The 24,399-nt window shown below is 63.5% G+C and carries 20 protein-coding genes; 4 read left to right on the top strand and 16 right to left on the bottom strand.

What is annotated here, in order from left to right; genetic code table 11:
• Positions 1–39 precede the first annotated feature (39 nt).
• The 6 genes from ACVTFQ_RS16830 to hglS form a co-directional block, all read right to left on the bottom strand.
• Positions 40–1,077, bottom strand: coding sequence for an ABC transporter ATP-binding protein (locus tag ACVTFQ_RS16830; RefSeq protein ID WP_111562635.1), 1,038 nt, complete (start codon positions 1,075–1,077; stop codon positions 40–42).
• A complete protein-coding gene (locus ACVTFQ_RS16835; protein ID WP_112949476.1) occupies positions 1,074–2,735 on the bottom strand; it encodes an ABC transporter permease in 1,662 nt (553 codons plus the stop codon). Before ACVTFQ_RS16835 ends, ACVTFQ_RS16830 begins: the two co-directional genes overlap by 4 nt.
• Before the next feature lie 59 nt (positions 2,736–2,794).
• Positions 2,795–3,826, bottom strand: a complete 1,032-nt coding sequence (locus ACVTFQ_RS16840) for an iron ABC transporter substrate-binding protein (protein ID WP_112436403.1) — start codon at positions 3,824–3,826, stop codon at positions 2,795–2,797.
• Positions 3,827–4,033: 207 nt separating this feature from the next.
• Entirely contained in the window at positions 4,034–5,572 is a 1,539-nt protein-coding gene (gene amaB / locus ACVTFQ_RS16845) for an L-piperidine-6-carboxylate dehydrogenase (RefSeq protein WP_111562637.1), read from the bottom strand.
• Between the two features lie 25 nt (positions 5,573–5,597).
• Positions 5,598–6,881, bottom strand: coding sequence for an NAD(P)/FAD-dependent oxidoreductase (locus tag ACVTFQ_RS16850; RefSeq protein ID WP_111562638.1), 1,284 nt, complete (start codon positions 6,879–6,881; stop codon positions 5,598–5,600).
• A 22-nt stretch (positions 6,882–6,903) separates the two neighbouring features.
• Positions 6,904–8,313 (bottom strand): 2-oxoadipate dioxygenase/decarboxylase HglS, encoded by a 1,410-nt coding sequence (gene hglS / locus ACVTFQ_RS16855; RefSeq protein WP_313760024.1) that lies wholly within the window; start codon positions 8,311–8,313, stop codon positions 6,904–6,906.
• A gap of 112 nt (positions 8,314–8,425) precedes the next feature.
• Between hglS and ACVTFQ_RS16860 the strand changes: the two genes are divergently transcribed.
• The 3 genes from ACVTFQ_RS16860 (at position 8,426) to ACVTFQ_RS16870 (ending at position 10,931) form a co-directional block, all read left to right on the top strand.
• Positions 8,426–9,316, top strand: coding sequence for a LysR family transcriptional regulator (locus tag ACVTFQ_RS16860; protein WP_111562640.1), 891 nt, complete (start codon positions 8,426–8,428; stop codon positions 9,314–9,316).
• A gap of 72 nt (positions 9,317–9,388) precedes the next feature.
• Entirely contained in the window at positions 9,389–9,625 is a 237-nt protein-coding gene (locus tag ACVTFQ_RS16865; RefSeq protein WP_018901882.1) for an Lrp/AsnC ligand binding domain-containing protein, read from the top strand.
• Positions 9,626–9,764: 139 nt separating this feature from the next.
• Positions 9,765–10,931: a glycosyltransferase family 4 protein gene (locus tag ACVTFQ_RS16870; protein ID WP_112436399.1), complete on the top strand. Its 1,167-nt coding sequence runs from the start codon at positions 9,765–9,767 to the stop codon at positions 10,929–10,931.
• A gap of 77 nt (positions 10,932–11,008) precedes the next feature.
• On the opposite strand, the gene ACVTFQ_RS16875 is transcribed toward ACVTFQ_RS16870, so the two are convergent.
• From ACVTFQ_RS16875 to epmA, 8 genes are all read right to left on the bottom strand, one after another.
• Positions 11,009–14,320, bottom strand: a complete 3,312-nt coding sequence (locus tag ACVTFQ_RS16875) for an alpha/beta fold hydrolase (RefSeq protein WP_111562642.1) — start codon at positions 14,318–14,320, stop codon at positions 11,009–11,011.
• A gap of 90 nt (positions 14,321–14,410) precedes the next feature.
• Positions 14,411–16,885 (bottom strand): glycoside hydrolase family 2 protein, encoded by a 2,475-nt coding sequence (locus tag ACVTFQ_RS16880; protein ID WP_112436398.1) that lies wholly within the window; start codon positions 16,883–16,885, stop codon positions 14,411–14,413.
• Between the two features lie 16 nt (positions 16,886–16,901).
• The gene (locus ACVTFQ_RS16885) at positions 16,902–17,864 is read right to left on the bottom strand and encodes a DUF1839 family protein (protein WP_111562644.1); all 963 of its coding nucleotides are present in this window, start codon (positions 17,862–17,864) and stop codon (positions 16,902–16,904) included.
• 8 nt (positions 17,865–17,872) lie between these two features.
• On the bottom strand, positions 17,873–18,781 hold the full coding sequence (locus ACVTFQ_RS16890) for an amino acid--[acyl-carrier-protein] ligase (protein ID WP_018901877.1): 909 nt from the start codon (positions 18,779–18,781) through the stop codon (positions 17,873–17,875).
• A 5-nt stretch (positions 18,782–18,786) separates the two neighbouring features.
• Complete coding sequence (locus tag ACVTFQ_RS16895) at positions 18,787–19,968, bottom strand: acyl-CoA dehydrogenase family protein (RefSeq protein WP_111562645.1); 1,182 nt, start codon at positions 19,966–19,968, stop codon at positions 18,787–18,789.
• The gene (locus ACVTFQ_RS16900) at positions 19,968–20,219 is read right to left on the bottom strand and encodes an acyl carrier protein (RefSeq protein ID WP_018901875.1); all 252 of its coding nucleotides are present in this window, start codon (positions 20,217–20,219) and stop codon (positions 19,968–19,970) included. Before ACVTFQ_RS16900 ends, ACVTFQ_RS16895 begins: the two co-directional genes overlap by 1 nt.
• Before the next feature lie 258 nt (positions 20,220–20,477).
• Entirely contained in the window at positions 20,478–21,539 is a 1,062-nt protein-coding gene (locus tag ACVTFQ_RS16905; RefSeq protein ID WP_111562646.1) for a lysine-2,3-aminomutase-like protein, read from the bottom strand.
• Positions 21,536–22,600: an EF-P lysine aminoacylase EpmA gene (gene epmA / locus ACVTFQ_RS16910; protein WP_111562647.1), complete on the bottom strand. Its 1,065-nt coding sequence runs from the start codon at positions 22,598–22,600 to the stop codon at positions 21,536–21,538. The genes ACVTFQ_RS16905 and epmA overlap by 4 nt, the downstream gene beginning before the upstream one ends.
• Before the next feature lie 151 nt (positions 22,601–22,751).
• Here epmA and efp point away from each other — a divergent pair, with 151 nt between their 5' ends.
• Positions 22,752–23,321 carry an elongation factor P gene (efp, locus tag ACVTFQ_RS16915; protein ID WP_018901872.1) on the top strand — a complete coding sequence of 190 codons (570 nt, stop codon included), beginning with the start codon at positions 22,752–22,754 and terminating at the stop codon, positions 23,319–23,321.
• A gap of 150 nt (positions 23,322–23,471) precedes the next feature.
• Here the strand turns inward: efp and ACVTFQ_RS16920 are convergent, their stop codons facing one another.
• Positions 23,472–23,732 (bottom strand): YMGG-like glycine zipper-containing protein, encoded by a 261-nt coding sequence (locus ACVTFQ_RS16920; protein WP_018901871.1) that lies wholly within the window; start codon positions 23,730–23,732, stop codon positions 23,472–23,474.
• Positions 23,733–23,762: 30 nt separating this feature from the next.
• Positions 23,763–23,918, bottom strand: a complete 156-nt coding sequence (locus ACVTFQ_RS16925; protein WP_081619995.1) for a DUF3309 family protein — start codon at positions 23,916–23,918, stop codon at positions 23,763–23,765.
• Positions 23,919–24,399: the final 481 nt, after the last annotated feature.

Here is a 24,399-nt window from a genome sequence, read left to right on the forward strand (position 1 = left end):
CGGCGTTTAGCGGATGGGCGTGCGCGGAGGGCACCTACCTCAGCGCACGAAAACATGCGCCTTGCCGGCAATCTCGAGCCGCACCCGGTCGCCGCGAGAAGGCAGCGCCACGCTGGAGGTCTTGATCAGGATCGGCGGCAGCGCCACGCCGTCGAGCGAGACGGCAACCGTGCAGGTCGCGCCGCCGAAATCAACCTCGACCACGCGCCCGCCATAGGGCTGCTCGCTGCTGTCGGTAACAACGCGGATCTGTTCGGGCCGGAGCATGATCTCGACCTTGCCCTGATGCTGGCTATCGACCGCGACATGGCCGAGCGCGCAATCGGCGTGACCGTTGCGGATGATCGCCGGCAGCATCACGGCGTCGCCGAGAAAGAGTGCCGTCTCGCGATCGCGCGGCGCGAGATAGAGCGATTGCGGCGATCCGGCCTGCACAAGCTTGCCATCGCGCAGAACGGCCACCTGATCGGCGTAGGACAGCGCCTCGGCCTGGTCATGGGTCACGAGAATGCTGGTGATACCGGCCGCCTGCAGCACGCGGGCGACCGCCTTGCGCATGTTTTCGCGCAGACCCGTGTCGAGCGCCGAGAAGGGTTCGTCGAGCAGCATCAGCCGCGGCTCGCGACCAAGCGCGCGCGCCAGCGCCACGCGCTGCTGCTGGCCACCGGAGAGCTGGTGCGGGCGGCGCGTGAGCATGCCGCGGTCGAGCTCGACCATGTCGAGAAGGTCGAGCACCCGCTTGTCGCGGTCGGTCGCGCTGCGGGCAATGCCGAAGCCGATATTGCCGGCGACGTCGAGATGCGGAAACAGCGCGCCTTCCTGCGAGACGATGCCGATGCCGCGCTTGTGCGCCGGCACCGCTGCCGGCCCATCGGCCAGCAATTCGCCATTCAGCGTCACGCGGCCCTGATCGGGCTGCTCGAAGCCGGCGATGATGCGCAAGAGCGTCGTCTTGCCGGAGCCAGACGGGCCGACCACGGCGGTACGGCTGCCTGCCGTCACCTCCAGCGAGATGTTATCGAGCGCCTGCACCTGACCGTAACGCTTGCTGGCACCTTCGATCGTAAGCAACGTCATTGTCCGGCAGTCCGTTTCGATTGAGCATGGAGAAGAAGGGTCAGCGGCAGCGACAGCACGACCATCATGAAGGCGTAAGGGGCGGCGGCGACATAATCGATCTCGCTGGTCAGCGACCAGAATTTCGTGGCCAGCGTCTCGACGCCGTTGGGCGAGAGCATCAGCGTTGCCGTCAGCTCGTTGGTGATCCCGAGCGCCACCAGCGCGATGCTGGCCGCGGCACCCGGCGCTGCAAGCCGCATGGTAATCTGCCGCACCGCCTGGCCGGGGGTGCGCCCGAGCGCCATCGCGGCGCGTTCGAGTTCCACCGGCGCCTGCGCGATGCTGGCGCGAAGGCCGACCATGGCGCGCGGCAAAAAGAGCAGGATATAGGCGAGCAGCAGCGTCGCGAAGGTCTGGTAGAGCGGCAGCACAAGGCGCACGGTGATCGTCACCAGCGCCAGCGCCACGACCACACCCGGCAGCGAGCCGACGTAATAGTGACAGGCTTCGAGCACGCGCTGCACGCGCCCCGGCGCGCGCACCGACAGCCACGCCATCGGGGCAGCGGCGATCGTCGCCAGGATGCCACCGGCAAGCGCCAGCACGATAGACTGCACGAAGGCATTGCCGACCTCGACGCGCCAGATACCGGCGCCGCCGAGATAGAGCCAACGCACCAGCGTGACGAAGGGAACGCCGAGCGTCAGCGCCGCGACGATGACGGGCAGGAGCACCGCCGGCACCGCGAACCAGCCGAGACGGCGGCGATCGGCCGGGCGCGCCGAGCCGGAGCCGACGCGGGCATAGCGCTCATTGCCGCGCACCAGCACCTCGATCGCGAGCAAGAGCAGGCAGCAGGCGACGAGCACGCCGCCGAGCATATTGGCGGCCGGGCTGTTATAGGCCGACTGGAACTGGTCGACGATCGCGGTCGCGAACGTGTCGAAGCGGATCATCACGAAGAGCCCGTATTCGGACAGCAAGTGCAGCGCGATCAACAGCGAGCCGCCGCAGATCGCAAGTCTCAGCTGCGGCAGGATAGTGCGGAAGAACACCGCCCAGGGCCCGAGCCCGAGCGAAGCCGCCGCATCCTCGATCGCCGGATCGAGGCGGCGCAAGGCTGCCGCGACGGGCAGATAGAGGAACGGGTAATAGGCGAGCACCGAGACGAAGACGCCGCTCTGCAGCCCGCGCATCCCCGGCACAAGGCTGACCCAGGCGTAGGAGTGCACGAAGGCAGGCACGGCGAGCGGCGCCACGGCAAGCCATGCCCAGAGGCGCGCGAAGGGAACGTCGGTGCGCTCGGTGATCCAGGCAAGCGTCACCGCCAGCACGATCGAGAGCGGCACGGTGATGACTTCGAGAGCGACGGTATTGACCAGCAGGTCGCCGACGCGCGGGCGAAACACCAGCTGCTTCACCGTTTCCCAGCCGACATCGACGGTGATCCAGGCGATGAAGCCGAGGGGAACGAGGCTGAACAGCGCGACGATTGCGGCAAAAAGCACGACGGGCGCATAAGGCATGCCCCGGCGCGGTCGCGCCAGTCCTGCCGCTGGCCGCGCCGTTGGCATATCGGAAGCAAGCAATCTGTTGTCCTGCAGCAAGGCCGCGCCTTTGACACGCTGAAAAAGGAAGGCAACCGTCTTTGACAGACGGTTGCCGTGTATCGTCATGGCCTAAAGTTTTCTTGAGGCAAAAGCAACAGTTTTGCCCTGGCTGCCCGCTGCAGCCGTTAGATCAGGCCAGCGGCGGTGATCATCTCGACCACCTTCTTGCTGTTCAGCTGCGAGGCATCGACCGCGGGCGCCTGCAGGTCGGCCATCGGCACGAGCTTGTCGTTGGAAGCCGCACCCTTGCCGACGGCGTACTCATAGGAGGTGCCGTTCTTCAGGATCGCCTGCCCGGCCTTGCCGGTGATGAACTTCAGGAAGGCCTGCGCCTCTTTCTGGTGCTGGCTCGACTTCAGGATACCACCACCCGACAGGCTGACGAAGGCGCCCGGATCCTGGTTCTTGAAATAGTGCAGCGCGACGTTCTTGCTGTTTTCAGCCGTCGCCGCCTGATCACCGAACCAGTAGTAATGATAGATGATCGCGCCTTCGACCTCGCCTGCGTTGACCGCCTTCATGGCAACCGTGTTGCTCTTGTAGGAGGTCGCATTTTCCTTCAGCGCCTTCAGCCATGCCGCCGTCGCCTCCTCGCCCTTCAGCTGCAGCAACGCGCTGACGATCGCCTGGAAATCGGCGCCGACAGGGGCGGCACCCCAGCGGCCCTTCCACGAGGGATCGGCGAGATTCATCATCGATTTCGGCAGCTTGTCCTCGGTGAGCTTGGTCTTGTCATAGGCAAACACGGTGGAGCGCGCGGCGATACCGGCCCACATGCCGTCCTTCGGGCGAAACTCTTCCGGCAACTGGTCGAGCGTTGCCTTGTCGATCGGCGCAAACAGGCCAGCGGCATCGACCAAAGTCATCGCCGGCGAATTCTCGGTGAGGAAAACGTCGGCGGGCGACGCCTCGTCTTCCTGGATGATCTGGTTGGCGAACTGCATGTCGCTGCCCTGGCGCATCGTCACCTTGATGCCGGTTTCCTTGGTGAAGGCGTCCACCCATTCCTGGCCGAGGCTCTGGTGCTGGGCGTTGTAGACGACGATCCCTTCGGACTCCTCCTCCTGCGCCTTGGCGCCCGAAGCGAGCGATGTCGCGGCAAGAAGCATGGCGCCGAACGCGGCGGCCTGCGAGAAGCGATTAAGGGAGACGGTCATGATGCCCTCCATGGCATGTCATCTGCGATATCCATGATATTGCAGCGGTATATTTTCCTTGGCACTCGATTTCAAGTTTAGGCGACCTGAAGGCCATCACAAAGGCTTGAAATAATTGGAAAATACTTAGAACGATTCTAGCCGGCAGCAAAAAGGGCGGCAACGCCTTCGCGCTCCCGCCCCTTTATCATCACAGCCGTCAGACGCTTATTCGACGTCGAACTTCACGCCCTGCGCCAGAGGCAGCGTCTTGCCGTAGTTGATCGTGTTGGTGGTGCGGCGCATGTAGGCGCGCCATGCGTCGGAGCCGGACTCGCGGCCGCCGCCGGTTTCCTTCTCGCCGCCGAACGCGCCGCCGATCTCGGCGCCCGAGGGGCCGAGGTTGACGTTGGCAATGCCGCAATCGGACCCGCGCGCCGAGACGAAGGTTTCGGCTTCGCGCATGTCATTGGTGAAGATCGACGACGACAGGCCCTGCGGCACGGCATTGTGATCTTCGAGAACCGCGTCGAAATCGCTGTACTTCATGACGTAGAGGATCGGCGCGAAGGTTTCGTTCTCGACCGGACCCGTCTGCGCGGGCATCTCGACCAGCGCCGGGCGCACGTAGAAGGCGTCGGATGCACCGTTTTCGACACGCTCGCCGCCGGTGACCTTGCCGCCCGCGGCCTTCGCCTGCTCCAGCGCCGACTGCATGTTGCTGTAAGCCTGGCTGTCGATCAACGGACCGACGAGCGTGCCTGTTTCCAGAGGATTGCCGATGCTGACGGAGCCGTAAGCCTTTTGCAGGCGCGGAACCAGCGCGTCGTAGACGCTCTCATGCACGAACAGGCGGCGCAGCGTGGTGCAGCGCTGGCCGGCGGTGCCCATGGCCGAGAAGGCGACGCCGCGCAGTGTCAGGTCGAGATCGGCCGTCGGGCAGATGATCGCGGCATTGTTGCCGCCGAGTTCCAGGATGGCGCGGGCAAAGCGTTGCGACAGGCGCGGACCGACGGCGCGGCCCATGGCAGTCGAGCCGGTGGCCGAAACCAGCGGCACCTTCGGATGATCGACCAGCGCCTCGCCGACATCGCGGCCGCCGATCAGAAGCGTCGAGAGATTGGCCGGCGCAGTGCCGCCTTCGGCGACGAAGCGCTTCAGCGCCTTTTCGAACAGCGCCTGGGTGGCAAGTGCGGTCAACGGCGTCTTTTCCGACGGCTTCCAGACGGTGGAATTGCCGCAGACCAGCGCCAGCGCCGCATTCCACGACCAGACGGCGACGGGGAAATTGAAGGCCGAGATGATGCCGACGACGCCGAGCGGGTGCCAGCTCTCCATCATCCGGTGCTCGGAACGCTCGGTGGCGATCGTCAGGCCGTAGAGCTGGCGCGACAGGCCGACGGCGAAATCGCAGATGTCGATCATTTCCTGCACTTCGCCGAGGCCTTCGGACGTGATCTTGCCGACCTCGATCGATACCAGCCGGCCGAGCTCGGCCTTGGCCGCGCGCAGCTCTTCGCCAAGCAGGCGCACAAGCTCGCCACGCTTCGGGGCCGGAACAGCGCGCCATTCGAGAAACGCCTTGTGGGCGTTGTCTATCGCGGTCTTGGCGTCGGCGACCGACACTTCCTTCAGCGCGCCGATTTCCTTGCCTGTCACGGGCGACGTCACCATCAGCGTGCCGCCGGTGAAGCGGTCGGCGCTGACGCCGAGCTTGGCAAGCAGGGTCTTGGTTTCGGTGGCGAGATCGAGCGTTTCGATGGTCATTGTCGTGGTTCCAACCTTATTGTTCTTAGAAGCGGGCATCAGCGAAGTGGGCGACCTGGGCGCCGGCTTCGTACCATAATTCCTTGGCGGCGCGGAAGCGCGGCTCGGCGGGATCAGTCAGCGGCAGCGGCAAATCGGCCTCGCTCATCTCGCCCAGGATATGGCGGGCAAGCGTGCGGCCGAACACCGTTCCCGGCGCGATCCCCCGGCCATTATAGCCGGAAAAGCCGACGACATTCTCGGCGAACTTGTGAAAGCGCGGCAGCGAATTGTCGGTCATGCCAATCTTGCCGTACCACTCGCATTCGAACTCGACATCGCCAAGCTGCGGGAAGAGCTTCTTCAGCGCGCGCCGCGCCCAGCCCTTGTGGACGGAAAGCCCCGTGTTGCGCAGCGCGCCCACGCTGCCGAACACCAGCCGGCCGGCCTGGTCCATGCGGTAGGAGGAGAGGATTTCCTTCGTGTCCCACACGCCCTCGCGGCCAGCAAGGATCGACTTGCGCAGATTATCGCCGAGCGGCCGGGTCGCCAGGTTGAAATAGGGCAGATGCACCTGCTCGTTGCGCACCTGCTCCCAGGGGCCGGTGCTGTAGGCGTCCGTTGCGACGATGATCCAGTCGGCGGTCACGGAACCTTTCGCCGTCTTCACCGTCCAGCGATTGCCGTCTTTCTCGGTGGCGATGACGGGGCTCGACGTATGCAGCGCAACGCCGGCCTTGACGGCGGCATGCGCGAGGCCGCGCGCATAGGCGAGCGGCTGCAGCGTGCCGGCGCGCATGTCGAGCAGCGATCCGGTATAGGCGCTACTGCCCACGCGGCGTGCCGTCTCGGCGGCGTCGAGCAATCTGACATCGGCGCCGCGCGCCGCCCACTGGCTGGCGCGATCGGTGATTTCCTTGAGGCCATCGGTGCCGACGGCGACATGCAGGGTGCCGTTGCGCTCAAGCTCGCAGGCGATCTTGTGCTTGTCGATAAGCTCCATCACCAGCTTCGGCGCATTGCCGAGCAGGTCGAGCAGGCGCTCGCCGTAGACCGGGCCGAGCACGCCAGGGAGATCGTCGGGCATCACCCACATGCCGGCATTGATCAGCCCGACATTGCGCCCCGCGCCGCCGAAGCCCACTTCGTTGGCCTCGAGCAGCACCACCGACTTGCCGGCTTCCGCCAGATGCAGGCTGGACGACAGCCCGGTGTAGCCGCCGCCGACCACGACGATATCGGCGGTCACAGCGCCCGTAAGCGACACCGTTGCCGGCGGCTGCGGCGCGGTCTTTTCCCAGAGGCCGTGGGAGCGCGGATCATTCAGCATCGGAGAGCTCCGTTCGCGGATATCAGGCAACGTTGCTCAGGCGCAGGCCCGAAAGCCCGAGCAGATCGATCGCCGCCTCCAGCGAGCGTGCCTGACGTTCCGCGTAAAGGTCAAGCTCATCCGTGACAGTGGCGCCAAGCGCCTCTTCGAAGGCCGAGCGGTTGGAGCGGGTCGCATAGTTCTGCTGCTGGTCCGTGCCGAGGTTCGACTGGAAGATACCGGCCGCACTGACAGGCAGGAAGTCCTCGTAGACGATGGGATCGAAGGTCAGATAACCCATCTCGATCAGCGCCTCGGCATCGTCAGGCAGCGCGCCATCGACGGCCGCGGCAATGCCCTTGGGCGTCGCGGAATAATGGAAGAAGGCCAGCTGCTCGGCCCTGAGCGCCGTCCAGCTGTCCGGCAGTTCGCGGAACCGCTCGGCAAGCTCGCTGTCGTAATCGCCGGCCTTGGCGCCGCCCGCACCGACCTGCACCTCGCCGCGAACAGACGCCAGCAGCCGGTCGTAGAGCGCCCGGCCCTTGGTCGTCAGCGCCACGCCGCGCTGCTCGATCTCGCCGAAGCGGGCCGTATGCGTACCCTTGGCAGCGCCCGTCTCGCCGGCAAAGGCGATCGCCTCTTCCAGCGCCTTGAAGCTGGTCTGTCTGAGCAGGATATCGCAAGCCCGGCGCGGCGGCCCCTCAATGACGGCCTTCGGCGTGATGCCGCGCTCCGGCATGCGGGCCTGCACGGCGTCTATATCGAGCGTGCGCGGGGTCAAATGGTTGATATGCGGGCCCTTGAAGGAGACGACGTCGGCGATCAGCCGGTGCGCGTCGTGCAGGCGCTTGTAGGTCTCGGCCGTAACGGTCGCCTCGCCATGCCAGCGGAAGGTTTCCAGCGCCTCGGCGACGAATTCCTGCGCTTCGGCTTCCGTCAGTCCGCCGGCTTCCTCATGGCGCTCGATCAGCTGGATGGCGCGCTCGGTGTAGATACGGCGCTTCGACAGGATATCGGCGGCCTCGGCGCGCAAAGCTTCGTCCTCGATCAGCTCGAGCCTGAGCAGCGAGGTGAAGACGCGGAACGGATTGACGCTGAGCGCCGCCTGATCGACCGGGCGGAAACAGGTGGAATGAACAGGCACGCCGGCCACCGAGAGATCGTAATAGCCGACCGACTGCATGCCCATGACCGCGAATAGGCGGCGGATGGTGAAGAGCTCTTCGGGAGTGCCGAGACGGATGGCGCCATGGCGCTCGACATCGATGCGCTCCAGCTCGCCGGCCCGCGTCAACCGTTCACGCAGGGCACTATCCCTGGCCAGAACCTCGGCATTGACGTCGGAAACCAGCTCCAGCAGCGTCCCGTATTGCGGCACCTCGGCGCGATACATCTGCGACATCGCTTCGGTAAACAGCGAACGGATGCGGTCTGTGGAAACGAAGCCTGCCATGATAGAGATCCCCACGTTCATTCCGATTATGATTAGTGCAGCTATTTACAAGCGCCCGAAAGCCATAAATATCGACATTTCGGAAATAGCTCATTCTGAAATGGAATGACCCATGCTGACGTCAAGGCGTTTTCTACCCTCCACCGCGCTGCTCTCCGCCTTCGAGGCGGTGTCGCGCACCGGCAGCGTCACGGCCGCGGCCAAGGAACTCGACCTGACGCAGAGCGCCGTCAGCCGCCAGATCAAGACGCTGGAGGAGCAGCTCGGCGTCGAGCTCTTTATTCGCGAGCGCCAGACGGTGCGCCTGACGCTTGCCGGCGACGGCTATGCCCGCGAGATCCGCGAGGCGCTGCGGCGCATCTCCAGCGCCTCCTTGAACCTGCGCGCCAATCCGCACGGCGGTACGCTCAACCTCGCGATCTTGCCGACCTTCGGCACACGCTGGCTGGCGCCGCGCCTCGGCCGCTTCCTCGCCGCCAATCCCGGTGTCACCATCAACCTCGTCACCCGGCTCTCCTCCTTCGATTTCCGGCTCGATTCGATCGATGCCGCCATCCACTTCGGCCATCCGCTCTGGCCGGGCGCGGAGCTGACCTTCCTGATGTCGGAGAAAACCGTGCCGGCCTGCAGCCCCGATTTCCGCGACCGCCACGGCATCAGCCAGCCATCCGACCTCGTCGACGTGCCGCTTCTGCATCTCACCACCCGGCCGGATGCCTGGGAGCAATGGTTCGCCGACAACGATGTGCCGCCGCAGACCGTTCACGGCATGCTCTTCGACCAGTTCGCCACGGCGGCCCAGGCGGCGATCGCCGGCCTCGGCGTGGCGCTGCTGCCGACCTTCCTGATCGAGGACGAGTTGAAGCGCGGCGATCTCGTGGCATCAGTCAATCGCGAGATGGAGAGCAAGGAACGCTATTATCTGGCCTTCCCCGCCGAGCGCGCCGACTACGCCCCGCTATCAGCCTTCCGCGACTGGATCGTCCGCGAGGCCGCCGGTTGACGGAACCGCTTGCGCCGCACCCGTCGTTTCGCGCATTATGCGCCGCAACAGAATTCGACCCAGGAAATCCTCATGAAGCCGATCTTCGTCCAGCTCCAGTGCGCCCCCGGCAAGACCTACGAGGTCGCCGACGCCATCTACAAGACCGAACGCGTCTCGGAGCTCTATTCGACCAGCGGCGATTACGACCTGATGCTCAAGGTCTATATCCAGGAAGGCGAGGACATCGGGAAATTCGTTAACGATCAGATCGCCAGCATTCCCGGCATCGTCCGCTCGCTGACCACGCTCACCTTCCGGGCATTCTGAGACCGGGGTCACGGTCGGTTAACTCTTCCCAAAAGCAAATCCCCGAAGGCGCGGACATTTAACGCCGCCTTAACGCGGGCGGTTGCCATGTGGCATCGATGAAAGCCGCGACCAGCAATCGCGGCCGAAGGAATGACATATGTCCGCCGCCGAACTCTATTCCCATGACGCCGAACCGGTCGCCGCCAGCGCGCCGCTGATCGTTCACGTCATTCGCCAATTCCTGCCCAATCGCGGCGGCCTCGAGGACGTGATCGCCAACCTCTCGCGCCAGACGCTGAAGCGCGGCTACCGCGTCCGCGTCGTCACGCTCGACAGCCTGTTTACCGCCCGCGACAAGAAGCTGCCTTCACGCGAGACCATCGACGGCATCGACATCATCCGCATCCCCTGGTCGGGCAGCACGCGCTATCCGCTCGCGCCTGAGGTCTTCCGCCATCTCGGCGACGCCGATCTGATCCATGTGCACGCGATCGACTTCTTCTTCGACGCGCTTGCCTGGGGCCGCTTCCTGCATCGCAAGCCGATGGTGGTCACCACCCATGGCGGCTTCTTCCACACGACGAAATTCGCGGCCATCAAGAAGGTCTGGTTCCAGACCATTACCCGTGTCTCGGCCATGGCCTACAAGCGGGTCATCGGCTGCAGCATGTCGGATCTCGCGCAGTTCGAAAAGATCGCGCCGAGCCGCAGCATTCTCATCGAAAACGGCGCCGACATCGGCAAGTTCGCCGACCGCGCATCCCGCAGCCCCAAGCGCCGGATCGTCACGATCGGCCGGTTCTCGGTCAACAAGCGCCTCGACAGGCTGATCGACGCCCTGGCGGTGCTGAGAGTGTGCAATCCGGACTGGCACCTCGATATCGCCGGCGTCGAATCCGATCTGACCCGACAGGATCTGATGGCCCAGATCGACCGGCTGAAGCTCAACGACGCCGTCACCATCCATGTCGGCGCCGACAACGACGCCGTGGGGCGGATCATCGCCGACGCCTCGATCTTCGCCTCCGCCTCATCCTATGAAGGTTTTGGGCTTGTGGCGCTGGAAGCCATGAGCGCCGGCCTGGTGCCGGTGCTCAACACCAACGAGGCCTACAGGACACTCGGCGAGCGCCACAAGGACATACTGCTCGCAGACTTCGCCGATACGGCGACCGCAGCCCTCGCGCTGGAAACGGCCTACAAGCGCCTGGAAGCGCAGGGCCCGGCGGTGCGAGCCGCCCTTCTCTCCGACGCCTCTGCCTATTCCTGGGACGTCGTCGCGGAACGCTACATCGGCGTCTATAAAGAGCTTATCGCCGGCTAACAAAAACCGGCGCTTCTGCCCTCGACAATCAGTAGAATCTACAGACCCGAAGCGGACAGGCGCATGCCTGTGCCCGCTCAGGCCTTCGCCAGCCGCGCGATCTCGGCGAACACCGTCCGGCGCGATTCCGGCGGGGTCAGATTGTGATCGGCATCCGGCAGCATCACCAGCCGGACGTTCGGATGGCGCTCGAACTTGCGGCCGCCGGGGCCGAAGTGGAAGTACATGTGCTCCAGGCCGACATCGCCTTCGCTGTAGATCAGCGTCAGCGGCACCTTGCGCTTACCGACGGTGACGAAGGACTTCTTCACCTCGCTCGCCGTATGCCTGCGGCTCGGCAGATATTCGAGCAGCGGCGCGATGCGCACCGACATGCGGCGTGAAAAGGCGATGATGACATTGCGCGTCGCCGCCAGCACGTCGATATCGCCCTTCAGCAGGCGCTTGACCGTCGCGAAGCTGGAAAGCCGCTGGCCGTAATCCTCGAAGCTGCGCGGCACCGACACCACATGCTTGCGCTCGACCGGCTGGTTCGGATCCCAGTAATAGACGAAGGGGTTGATCGATACGGCAGCCTTCACCCTGACATCGTCGACGGCGGAGCGGATGGCGACATAGCCGCCGCTGCAGCGCCCGGCGACCATCAGCGGCCCCGGCACCATGCCCTCGAGCAGGTCGAGCGCGGCCTGCGCATCGGCGTTCTGGGTCGCGGAATAAAGGATCTGATCCGGCGCATCCGGACGCGGCGGGCTGTCGCCGACATTAGCGGAATCAAAGCGGATCGAGGCGACGCCCTCGCGAGCAAGCCCCCGGGCCATGTCGGTGATCGCCCGGCCCCAGCCGGACTGGCGGTCGTATGCGGTCGACAGAAACACCACGCTGTTGCCGCGCGGCCGTCCGATCGGGCGCGTGACGACGCCGACCAGATGATTGAACGCCCCGAAACGCACCGGCACTTCCTCAAAGCCGTCGCCTGCGAGCGATTGGCTGTCGACCGAGGTGACCGAAGGCGTAGCGGCCGGACCGACCGACGTATGCTCGCCCACCCACTGCGCCAGCGTCTCGACGACCTCCATCGGCGTCCGCGAGAAGACCGGATCGGAGATCAGCCTGTCATAGCCCTTGAACGTCTGCTGCTCGACCGTCGCGCCAAGCGCGATCAGATTGTCGGCAAGCGTCGTGTCGTCGGCGCGCTCGGGGCGCTCAAGAATGAGGTAGCGCTGTGCTGCCAGCGTTTCCGGCGCGGCGATGCGGACCTTCGACAGCTCCGCGGCGATCCCATCGGGCATCTGCAGCCCGGCGATCATGTGCTTGCCCTCGGGAATGGCATCCTCGCCCAATCCCAGGTGATGATTGATGAACGTCGCCCATGCACGAAGCTCGCGCAGATAGGCGCGGCCGTTGACAACGGGACCGAGCAGGGCGATGGCATCGACGCCTTCGATCGACGGCGCGGTCCTCTGCGCCAGTGCCGCACCGAGCCCCTGCGCGACGATGATGATGCGGCTGCAGCCGCTCAGATGCTTCAGCCGCTCGGCGGCGTCGCGGATCGCGTCTTCCCAGACCTTGAGGCCAACGGTGTCGTCGACATCGAGTGCATCACCGGCGCCGGGATAATCGAAGCGCAGGCTGGGCACGCCGAGGCCCGCGAAATGCTCCGCCGTGACGCGGAAGAACCGCCGGCTGCACATTTCCTCAAGGCCCCAGGGATTGACGAAGAGCACCGCCGTGGAGCGCTTCGCAACATCAGCGTTCTCCGGCTTGAACAGCCCGATCGTGCCATCGAAAGCGAATGGCAGCGCGGCCTCGTTACCGGCGCCTTCGGCAAGACCGGTCTCGACGGTGATCTCGATCGCCTCTTCGGCTTCCGCCGTCTTGGCGTTTGCTGGCGCGATAAAGGCAACGGCCTTGCGGGCGGATTTTCCTACCGAGCCAGGCAATTTTTCGACAATAGACGACATAACATCGGCATCCTCTCGCGGAATTGCCTTTAAAAGCTTGAGCGCAACAATATAGCCAGCGCCCCCAAGAACGACTGCGAGAAGAAGTCCAATAGAACCATTGATATAGTGTAAAATTCCGAGAGCTATAATTGCGCACAGAACCGACGCGGCAAGCGTCTTGAGCAGATTTACGTACAAACCGGAGAGCTGAGAGCCGAAACCGGTCTGTCGCACCATGATAATACACATAATCGTGAACACGCCGATGCGCACCATCGCGGCACCCTCGGCGGCAAAGAACGGAACGACCGCAAGGCAGCCGAGCGTCATCACGGCGGCGCCGACGAGGCTGACCTTCAGCCGGTCGCGGGCGCGGTCCATCGAGAGCAGATAGAGGCTGAGCGTCTGCATGAAGGTGTAGGACGGGGCGGCAAGCGCCAAGAGCGCCACGACGGTTCCGCTGCGCGCGAATGCCTCACCGAACACCGCGCGCACCAACTCGCTCGATATGGCGGCAAGCCCGAAGCTCATCGGCAGGATGATATAGGCCATGCTGCGGGTCACGGCCGCGAACACCTCGACCGGCAGGGTGCGGTCGTCGCTCGAATGGCGCCGCTCCGAATAATAGGGGAGCAGGCTGCCCGTCATCTGGATCGGCAATTGCAGCGCGATATTGGCCACCGACAGGCCGACGGCATAGAAGCCGACCATCTCGACCGACCAGAACTGCTGCAGGAAGAGGAGCTCCAGCCTGTTGAGGAAGATGGAATCGATCAGGAACTGTGCCGAGAGCACGATGGAGGAAGCCGCCAGATATTTCAGCGGCACCCCGCAGCGATCGCGCGGCGTCATCAGGATAGGGATGGTGGCGATGAAGAACACCATCTGCCCCAGCAGATAGCCGACCAGAACACCCTCGACCCCATAAAGCACGGCGCCGGCGCCGACGCCGATGAGCTGCAGCAGGCACACACCCATCGCGAGCTTGAAGAAATCGGTCAGCCGCCGCTCACCGATGAGGTAGAATTTGACGAAAGAGCCGATCGCCTGCACGAAGAACAGCGCGCCTGTCACATAGGCGACCGAGGGGGCGGTCTTCGCCCAATGCATCTGCTCAGACGTCAGGAAGAACAGCGCGTAGAGGCCGAGCAGAAACAGCGTCGAGCACAGCATGACGGTGACGAGGAGCGAGGCGAAGCCCAGCCGCCGCCGCGCGTCAAAACCTTCCGCCTGCAGCTGCGGCAGCGTCTTCGACATGGTGATGCTGGAGCCAAGCTCGGCGATCGACGCGCCTGTCACCACGAGCCAGAGCGAGAAGGCGACGATGCCGTTCGCCTCTGGCCCGAGCAGCCGGGCGGTGATGATGGAAGACAGGAATCCCGTTACCAGCAGCAGCATTCCCGCCGCCCCGTTCATCACAGAATTCGCGATAATTCCCTTAGACATACCGTATCCGCTTTAGGCCGTTCGAAGGGCCTATTTTAGTAAGAAAGTCTTTCGAAATTGATTGCGCCTCATCTTTTGCGACGAGCGCCTCTAGAACGAAAAGGCGCGCGCGCCGCCCGGTGTCAGCACCTCGCCTGTCGGGCGATCATCGCCCCCTCGCCCCGAAAGCGGGCGCAGGAGAACACGTTTGGCGGCGCCCGGCGCCAGATGAAACCAGTCGTCGTCGGGCCGGAAACCATCGACGCTGAAATGCACCGACTGCGCCAGCCTGTCGGTCGCAAGATCCGCGAACCACGCACCGCCGTCTTCAGACAGCGACACCTGGATCTCGGCATCGTGCACGGCTTTCGAACGCCCCTGCGGAAAATGGAAGGCATCGGCCACCACCGCGCCACCCTCGGGAAGCCTGAGGCGCGCCACCGTGACATCATGCGCCGGCGGCCCGAAGCGGAAAGCGTAGGTCGTGTCGAAGAAGGCCCCGAACAGATCGGTCGCCGCGAAGGTTTCCGTGCTGCGTGGCGCAAGCGTCAGGATGCGTCCGCCGCTTGCCACATTCTGCCGGCCATTTCGGAAGCAGATGAGCTCGAGATCGAGCTGCAGGCTGTGTTCGGTCTCGTTGATCACATGCACGTCGAGGCCATTGGTCCCCTCGTCGGTCACCAGAACCTGCACCGGCCGGAAGGCGCGGCGCAGCGCATACCAGATCGGCTTCGGCGAACCGGTTGAATCGATCACGCCCCAGCCGGCGCCGGGCAGCAAGTCCTGCAGCGTCCAGACCAGCGCGCCATTGCAGCTCGACCCCTTGCGCCGCCACTCCGCGAAAGTCTCCTCCGCCACCTCGCCGGTAGCGGCGCGCGACAGGTCGAGATAGAGATCGCGGTTTTCGCGGCGCAGGCGCGCCGGATCGACGTCGTAGAGAAGGCCGAGATAGAAATCGCGCACATCCTCGAAATCCCAGGAGGCACCGCGATCCCTTGGCACGCGGGATTTCCATAGCGGGCTGTGCACCGGCGGAACGTCGAGATGGCGCTGCAGCGTCTTCTGCTGCGGCACATTGGCGAAGGCGAGGCTCTCGGCCGCGAAGCGCACGTTCGCGCGACGCGCATCGTCAAGCGGCCGCATATAGGCGCCGACGCCGTAATAATGCGTCACGCCGGCATTCGGCGAAAACGGCATGGCGCCGCCGGAGGGCGAATTGGCAACATAGGGGATTTCGGGGCAGAGCCGCGCCGCGATCGCCGGAATGATCTCGTCGGTGATCGGGCCGGACCAGAATTCCGGCGGCAAGCCGAGCATCGCCGCCTGCTGATAGATCTCGCTGCCGCCGCAGAGCACCGTAAGCGACGGCGAACCCTGCACGCCATGCAGGAACTCCTCGACCTCGGCATGCACATGCGCGGTAAAGGCCTTGTCGTTCTTCGGATAGTCCAAATTGGCGAACATGAAGTCCTGCCAGACCATCAGCCCGAGCTCGTCGCAAAGCCGGAAGAATTCGGGCGTCTCGTAGGCCATGGTGCCGCCGATGCGGATCATGTTCATACCGGCCTCGGCGGCGAGCCGCAGGAACGGCTCATAATCCGCCCGCGCGCCGGGGAGTTTTACGATATCGGCCGTGGTCCAGACCGCGCCGCGGCAAAACACCCGCTCGCCATTGACGAGAAGCGCGAAGTCGCTGCCATCGGCGCCGCGATCGGCCAAGACGCTCCTAAAACCGGTTCTGCCCAGCGGATGCTCGACACCTTCGATGACGACGGCATAATCATAGAGGTGCGGCGTCCCATGGGTGTGAGGCCACCAGGGCTCCACATCCTTCAGCCGCAGAATGGCCGAGTAATGCCGTTCACCAACCTTTTCGAACGCCTGCTCGATGCCACCGCAGCGCAGCGACAATTCGGGCGCCTCGGCATCGGTGCGGAGCGACACGCTGAGCTTGCCCGAGCCATCCGGCTCCAGCACCGCCCGCACGCTGACATCATCCAGCGACACGACATCGCGGCGCACCAGCGTGACCGGCCGCCAAGGGCCGGCGGCGTGTATCTCAGGGCACCAGCCGGGCATGCGGCCAAGCAGCGTGGTGCGGACGTTCTTCAGGCCCTGCGGCGTGATCATCTGTGGCCGCCAGCGCGCGCGCGGACCGTTGTCGGCAATCCTGGGCGCAAGCGCGCGAAAACAAAGCGCCAGCTCGTCGCCGCCCGACAGCGTCACCGGCACCTCGTGCATGGTGAACATGCTCTCGGACGAAAGGATCTCCTGGCCGTTCAGGAATACATGGCAAAGCGTCGCCAGCCCCTCGAAGCGCAGAATGGCGTCACCCGGCGCGGCGTCGAACAGGCGGCAGACATACCAGGCGTCCCTGTTGTCGAGCGGCACGGGGTTTTCGCGATCAAACAAGCCCGCTCTCTCAAGCGCGGCAGCGACCGTGCCCGGCACCTCGGCGGGGATGAACTGGGCGGACAGCGGCAGGTCGTGCGGATTGGCGCAGGCGCCGGGTTCCGTCAGAACCAGGTTCCACCCCTCGCCAAGCGCGATCTCCTCCGCCGCGATGCTCGCCAATCTCCCCCGCATGATCAGGCCTCCGGCTTCAAAGACGTTTCGTGAGCGAAGCCATCATCGAATCCCACGCATCGGCCGCCGGATCAAGCGCGGTTGCTAGCGGCTCGAACTTCTTGCGCGTCACGGCGCGTGCCAGCTGAAACTGCACGGATTTCGCGGCCTCCGACAGCTTGCGCGCATGCTCTGCGGCTTCACCGAATTCGGCTTGCGAATGCCAGACCAGATGATCGGCCAAGAGCTCGAAATTGGCGCCGAACTGGCGCAGCGTGTTGAAGGCGTATTTGTGGAAGAAGCCGAAGGGCCGCTCGGCCACTGCCTCGACCTGCTCGGGAAGGACCGACGCGAAAGCGCGGATCGGGTTTTCACGCGGCCGGCGAGCGAAATGAGAAGACAGCAGCGCGCGCGAGACGCCGCGCGTCGCCTGCGGATCAACAGGCGCGTCGGGGAACTTGGCGAATTCGGTATAGGGCAGGAACTGCGGATCCTCGTCGCGAAGATTGAGCTGGAACAGCCCGTCGAAATCCTCGCCCTCAAGCGAAAAGAAGCCGCCATTGTGGAAGTAGTCGACCCGCTTGTTCGCGACATCCAGCCGGTTGATCGCAACCGTCGTCTTGCCGTGCTGCTGCCGGTAGGCGGTGCCCTGCGTGTCGGGCATGTAGAAGCTGTCCATCTCTATCAGGCAAAGGCGTCCGCGCGCAATCTGCGTAGCGACATGCCGCTCGACCTTGTCGAAGATCGCAAGCTCGGTGACCCTGATACCGTAGAGCGCTTCCAGATCCTCGAGCGGCACCTTGAAGAAGGTGAACTGGTCGCCCTCGAAATCCTGACCGAGCGTGAAACCAAGCATCGCCTCCGGCGCGAGCCCAAGCGTGCTCAACACTTCGATCCAGAGGTCGATATAGCAATTGGTCTCCGGCCACATACGCTCCATGGAATGCAGCGCATGCGGAGAGTAGCTGTCCGGACGGATCCCCGGGAAGACGGATGCCATCGTTCCCCTTAGCCCCAGAGCGCTTGGCGCACGGAGGCCGGCCACAGCTTAACATCGAGGCCATGGTGATGGAACAGCGCCAGCGCGATGCGTTCCAGCCCGAAGCCGACGCAGGCCGTGAAGGCAACGCTGCCGTCCTCAAGGTTCAGGCCCCACTTCTGGCCGAAGGAATCCTGGTGGAAGTTGAAGCTCATGCAGGCCGTCGGATTGGCCGTCGAGGTGATCGGGATCAGGAGCTCGAACTTCAGGTTCTGGTCACGCTGGTTGTTGACCATCATCTTCCCGGCGCGGCCGAAGAACGGATCGTTGGCGACATCGATGGTGACGTCGAGACCGACGAGCTTCATCATCTCAAGGCCGCGATCCATCCACTTCTGACGGAAGTCGGTGACGTGCAGCTCGGTACCCATGCAGACATATTCGCGCATGCGGAACAGCTGCTGGCGGGCCGGATCGCGCGATGGCTCATGGCGGAAGCAGTAGGACTGCAGGTCGAACAGCGCGCCGTCCTTCGGCAGGTTGCCGCGGCGGGCGACCGTCGGGTAGAGCGGATAGCAGGCGGCCGGCGTCAGCACGATCTCCGTGGCTTCCTGGCCCTTGGTCCAGTCGTCGCCCACTTCCATGCACTGCAACAGGTTCATATGATCGAGCTCGTTGCCGCAGAAGCTGTGCACCGTGCCGGCCAGCTGCGGGAAGCTCTTCATGTAGCCGCTCTTTTCGAAGATCTCGCGGTTCATGCCCGGCGGAAAGCGCATCGCTTCCGCGCCGTCCTCGCCGCCGAAGCGATCGATCAGGCGCTCGAAGGCGGCGATCACGTCCTCGAACTGGCCGCTGCGGCCATAGAGGCCGTCAACGCCCATATCGATCAGAAGGCCGGATTCAAAGAGCCGGTCCAGAAAGGAGGTCTGCATATCCATGTGAGTTACCCCAATAGGCTAGTGTCCTGCTTGTGGACAAGGAGCATGCTCGACGTGTTGCCAAGGATGCGGTCGTTGGAAATCATCAATTGAGCGGAATGCGCATCGCGCAGATGCCGTCCGAGGCTGAAGGGCGTACCGTTCTTGTAGCCCATGATGCCGCAGATCAGCATCGCGTGGTTGACGATCTCGAGGATCGTTTCCGACGATGCGATCTTAACGTTGTTCATCGCCACGGCAAACGCCATGGACGACAGCTTGTCGGGATCGGCCTTGGCATCCTCGTAGGCCTTGAGGCCCGCGACGACGTTGGACTTCACCATCTGCAACAGGTTCGACACCTCGGCGAGACGCAGCGCGCCCGGAGGCGGCGCACCCGGCGACTTGCGGGCAGCGGCACGTACGAAAGCCTGCGCACGCGAGAATGCATCGATGGCGATGCCGTACCACACACCGCTCCAGAGCAGGTGCGAGGACGCCAGCATCGACTGCGCGGCGATCTCGGCGAAAGGCTTCGGCAGAATCTGGCTCGCCGGCGCTTCACCCTTGAACAGGAAGCCGTCGGAGCAGGTGCCGCGCATGCCGAGCGTATTCCAGGCATGCGTCTTTTCGAGCGTGTACTGATCTTTCAGAAACGCCGTCAGGACCTGATCGGAAGGCGCGGCATCCGCATGAGCGCGCGAGGTGATCAGGATCGCATCGGCATGCGCCCCGTAGGAAATGACCGTCGCATCCTTTTCGAGACGGCAAACACCGTCCTCGACATGGATGGCGCAAATGCTGTTGCGCAGATTGCCGCCGATGCCGCCTTCGGTCGTCGCCGACCCGATCAGCAGCTGCTCGGCCGCGATGCGGCGCATGAAGTCGGCGTGCCACGCGCTATCCGCCCCATGCTCGACGAGGCTGGAAAGCTTGATGTGGTGCATGGCGAAGACCATGGCGCTGGCGGCGCAGGCCTGCCCGAGCATCGAGCAGAGCTCGGCGATCTCGGTCGTCGTTGCGCTTTCGCCACCGAGGCTGCGCGGAATCTGGATGCTGAGCAGGCGCTCCGCCTTCATCGCATCCACGGCTTCCCGAGGAAACCGGCCTTCAAAATCGACGGCGTCCGCGAATTTCGCCGCAATGGCGGCAACGCGGGCAGCCCTTGCTGCAAAACTGTCTTCCGTGATTTTGACCGGGAAGTTCATCAGGCGACCTTCCGGCTATCCTTGATCAGATCAACGGTCCGGGCGATGGCCGAGATGCTGGCGAAGGACTTGCGATTGAGGAGATTGTCCGGGAACTCGATATCGAAGGCGTCCTCGATGCCGAGCATGAGCTGAACCGATGCGAAGGAGGTGAGCCCCGCCGCGTACAGATCGGCATCGTCAGCCACGGTGTCGATGGCCACAGGCAGCTTGCCGAATTTCGCAAGCAGTTCGCGGATCGTCGTATTCATCCTCACATCTCCAAGCTGTCATAACCCGAGCGGGCGCTCATCGCCCTGTCATGGAGGTGCTTTTAAGGAGGAAAAACCAATATTCCGCTAAGGCATGTGGTTAAATCTGGCCCCGATGAAAAGCTAAGAATTTAGCATCTTCGGCTAATCAGTAGAGATAAAGCAAATCGGATCATTGCTTTGCGGGAAAAGCTTAAACAACGCTTTGCCCAAGCACGGATGACCGCAAGTGCTGAAATGAAACGAAGAACGGAACAGTTAACTCCCGCGCGGCGGGTAGATATGCTCTTGTCCGTTGTAGTCGGAAACCGAATAGCAACCCTCCGCGTTTCTGCGGATTGAGTTTTGGCCGATATCGGCTTTCCCGTAGCCTCCGGGAATATCCAGAATATAGGTCGGTTGGCACAATCCAGAGATGCGGCCGCGCAATGAAGCGACGATCGCCTGCCCCTCTTCCACCGAGAGCCGGAAATGGCTGGTGCCAGGCGCCAGATCGGGGTGATGCAGATAATAGGGCTTTACCCGCGTCTCGACGAAGGCTTTCATCAGCTCCGCAAGGACATCGGGATCGTCATTGACGCCCTTGAGCAGCACCGACTGGCTGACCATGACGATGCCTGCATCGATAAGCCGGGCGCAGGCGGCGCGCGCCTCGGTCGTGAGCTCGCGCGGATGGTTGGCATGCAGCGCGACATAAGTGGTCTTGCCGCTCGCCTTCAACGCCTCGATCAACGCCGCGTCGATCCTCTCGGGATCGACGACCGGCACGCGGCTGTGAAAGCGCACGATCTTGACGTGATCGATATCCTTGAGCTGTTCGAGAATATCCCGCAGCCGGCGCGGCGACAGGACCAGCGGATCGCCGCCGGTGAGGATGACTTCCCAGATCTCGTCATGGTTCCGGATATAATCGAAGGCGGCCGTCATCGCGGCGGGATCGAGCGTCCCCAACCCCTGCGGCCCCACCATCTCGCGACGAAAGCAGAAGCGGCAGTAGACGGGACAGACATGCACCGCCTTCAGAAGCACGCGATCTGGATAGCGATGAACGATGCCCTCGACGGGGCTGTGCGCGTGATCGCCGATCGGATCGGCCCGCTCTTGCGGCGTCATCACGAGCTCGGCGGCATCGGGCACGAACTGGCGCGCGATCGGATCTTCGGGATCGTCATGGTCGATCAGCCGCGCCACATCAGGCGTCACCGCGATCGCATAGCGCGCCGCGACCGCGTCCAGCGCCTCGCGGTCGCGATCGCGATCGGCGATGAGCCCGGCATTGGCGAGCTCGTCCACCGTCTTGATCGGCCGGGTGATCGTCACTGCCCGTACTCCGCCACCGGCGCCCACAGCACCTGATCGATCCGCCGCGCGCCAGTCGCCAGCATCACAAGCCGGTCGAAACCGAGCGCGATGCCGCTGGCATCGGGCATGATCGCGAGCGCATCGAGGAGATCATCGTCGATCGGATAGGTCTCGCCGTAGATGCGCTTCTTCTCCGCCATCTCGATCTCGAAGCGACGGCGCTGCTCGACGGGATCGGTGAGCTCCCCGAAACCGTTCGCCAGCTCGACGCCGCAGGCATAGACCTCGAAGCGCTCAGCCACGCGGGGATCGGCGGCCGATGGTCGCGCCAGCGCTGCTTCGCAGACCGGATATTCATCGAGGATCGTCACACGCCCCATGCCAAGATGCGGCTCAACCTTCTCGACCAAAACCCGACTGAAGAGATCGGCCCACTGGTCGTCCTCGGCGACACGCATGCCGTTGCGCCGCATCTCGGCCGCCAGATGGTCGCGATCCGTCGAGCCATCGGCGCTGACCGAGGCCAGAAGATCGATATCGGCATGACGGCGAAACGCCTCGGCGACGCTCAGGCTCTCCGGACCGGCGAAGGGATCGCAGCTAGTCTCGCGATAGCTGAGCATGGTCGTCTGCATCGTCTCGGCCGCAAGTGCGATGATGCGGACGCAGTCCATCATCAGGCTCTCATAGCTCTCGCCGGTGCGATACCATTCGAGCATGGTGAATTCGGGATGATGCAGCGGTCCGCGCTCGCGGTTGCGATAGACATGCGCGAAGCAGGCGATGCGCTCCTCGCCGGCAGCAAGCAATTTCTTGCAGGCGAACTCGGGCGAGGTGTGCAGATAAAAAGGTGCGGCCTGCCCATCCGTGGTCAGCGCCTCGGTGGCAAACGCATGCAGATGCGCCTCGTTTCCCGGCGACACCTGCAGCGTCGCCGTATCCACCTCGATGAAGTCCTCGCGAGCGAAATAGCCGCGCAGAGCCGCCTGAATCCGGTTGCGTCCGACCAGGAACGGCCGGCGGTCGGCATGCACACTGGGCGTCCACCAGGGAGACGCTTTGGCGATCGAGGGTTTCATCGAATGCTGTCCTGACCGGATCAACCAACGCAAGGGCTGGCTATTTGCCGGATTTTAGGTTAGTTGCGCCCCCAAAGAACACCTGATTGCGTCTCCGGGGCCATTTCGACAGTCCTCTACGACGCCAAAAGCCGAGTTACAAGGAACTCTTATGGTCAAGGTCATCGCCTCTTCCGTCCGCAAGGGCAACGTCCTCGATGTGGACGGCAAGCTCTACGTCGTTCTGACGGCCAACAACTTCCACCCGGGCAAGGGCACGCCGGTCACCCAGGTCGACATGCGCCGCATCGTCGACGGCGTGAAGGTCTCCGAGCGCTGGCGCACGACCGAGCAGGTTGAGCGCGCCTTCGTGGAAGACGTCAACCACCAGTTCCTCTACGAGGACGGCGAAGGCTTCCACTTCATGAACCCGGAATCTTATGACCAGGTCGTCGTCGACGTCGAAACCATGGGCGACCAGAAGGCATACCTGCAGGAAGGCATGGTCTGCATTCTGTCCATGCACGAAGGTGTCGCGCTCGCCCTGCAGCTGCCGCGCCACGTGACGCTCGAGATCACCGAGACCGAGCCGGTCGTCAAGGGCCAGACGGCATCGTCGTCCTACAAGCCGGCTATGCTCTCCAACGGCGTGCGCACTTCGGTTCCCCCGCACATCGACGCCGGCACCCGCGTCGTCATCGCGACGGAAGACAATTCCTACGTCGAGCGCGCCAAGAACTAATCCGGCGCCGACCGAAGATTCAAAGGCCGTATCGCTTCCGCGATGCGGCCTTTTTCTTTGGCGGTTTTTCCTGAATGCAAAACACAAAAAAGGCGCCGGAAAACCGACGCCTTTTCTTATCCGTAGACCTGATCGCTCAGGCCAAAACCATTAGCGCGGGCAACGTGCTTCGTAGCGGCGGCCGTAACGGTCGCGATAGACGCAGTAGCCGCGGCGTTCGACCGACTGGCCAATGAGCGCGCCGGCGAGACCACCGGCAACGGCGCCAACGGCCGCACCACCCCAGCTGTGGCTGACAGCGCCGCCGATCACAGCGCCGGTGCCGGCGCCGATCGCGGTGCCTTGTTCCGTGGCCGTGCAGGATGCGAGCGCGCCGACCAGAGCGCCGATGAGTACAATCTTCTTCATCATAACTATGTCTCCCAGGGTTTTTGGCGCGCTTTAGATGCGGCCCATGAGTACGAGAATGATAATAATCACAAGAACTAAGCCCAAACCGCCAGAAGGTCCATAGCCCCAGCTGCGACTATAACCCCAATTCGGTAGGGCTCCGAGCAAAAGCAGAATAAGGATAATGAGTAGTATCGTTCCAAGCATATCCCGTGACCTCAGCGCATTTCGAGTTTGAATGAGCGAGAAACACGTAAGCCGGCTTTTGGTTCCGCCGATTTTTTCCAACAGGACAATATTTTTCAGCAGGTAAGCCGACGTCACCTGGCACCCTCGCGCTGAGGCATAGCAGGTGCGGCGCCAAAAGCGGACTCGCGCCTATGGTTAAATTTCCATAAAATACAATAGGTTGTCGTGAACAAACCGGGAAGTCAGCAAAGTCGCTGATTCGTCTTCTCTTTGTTCCGGATTTGATCGAGCTCGCTTCGAAACGGATTTTTTACATTTCAGGCGGAACCGAAGTCATGGCTGAGCGCCCCTTCCTTATCCGCCGAACAAAAACACCGGTACACGCCAAGCGAGAATCATCCGATTCAGCATCTGGTGGGAAAAAGTGATTCAAAATCAATACTTAGCAGTGAACAAACCCTGAATCATCGGGAGTCAGCGATTCGTCTCCGATTCGTTC

The organism is Rhizobium sp. O111, assembly GCF_055616315.1.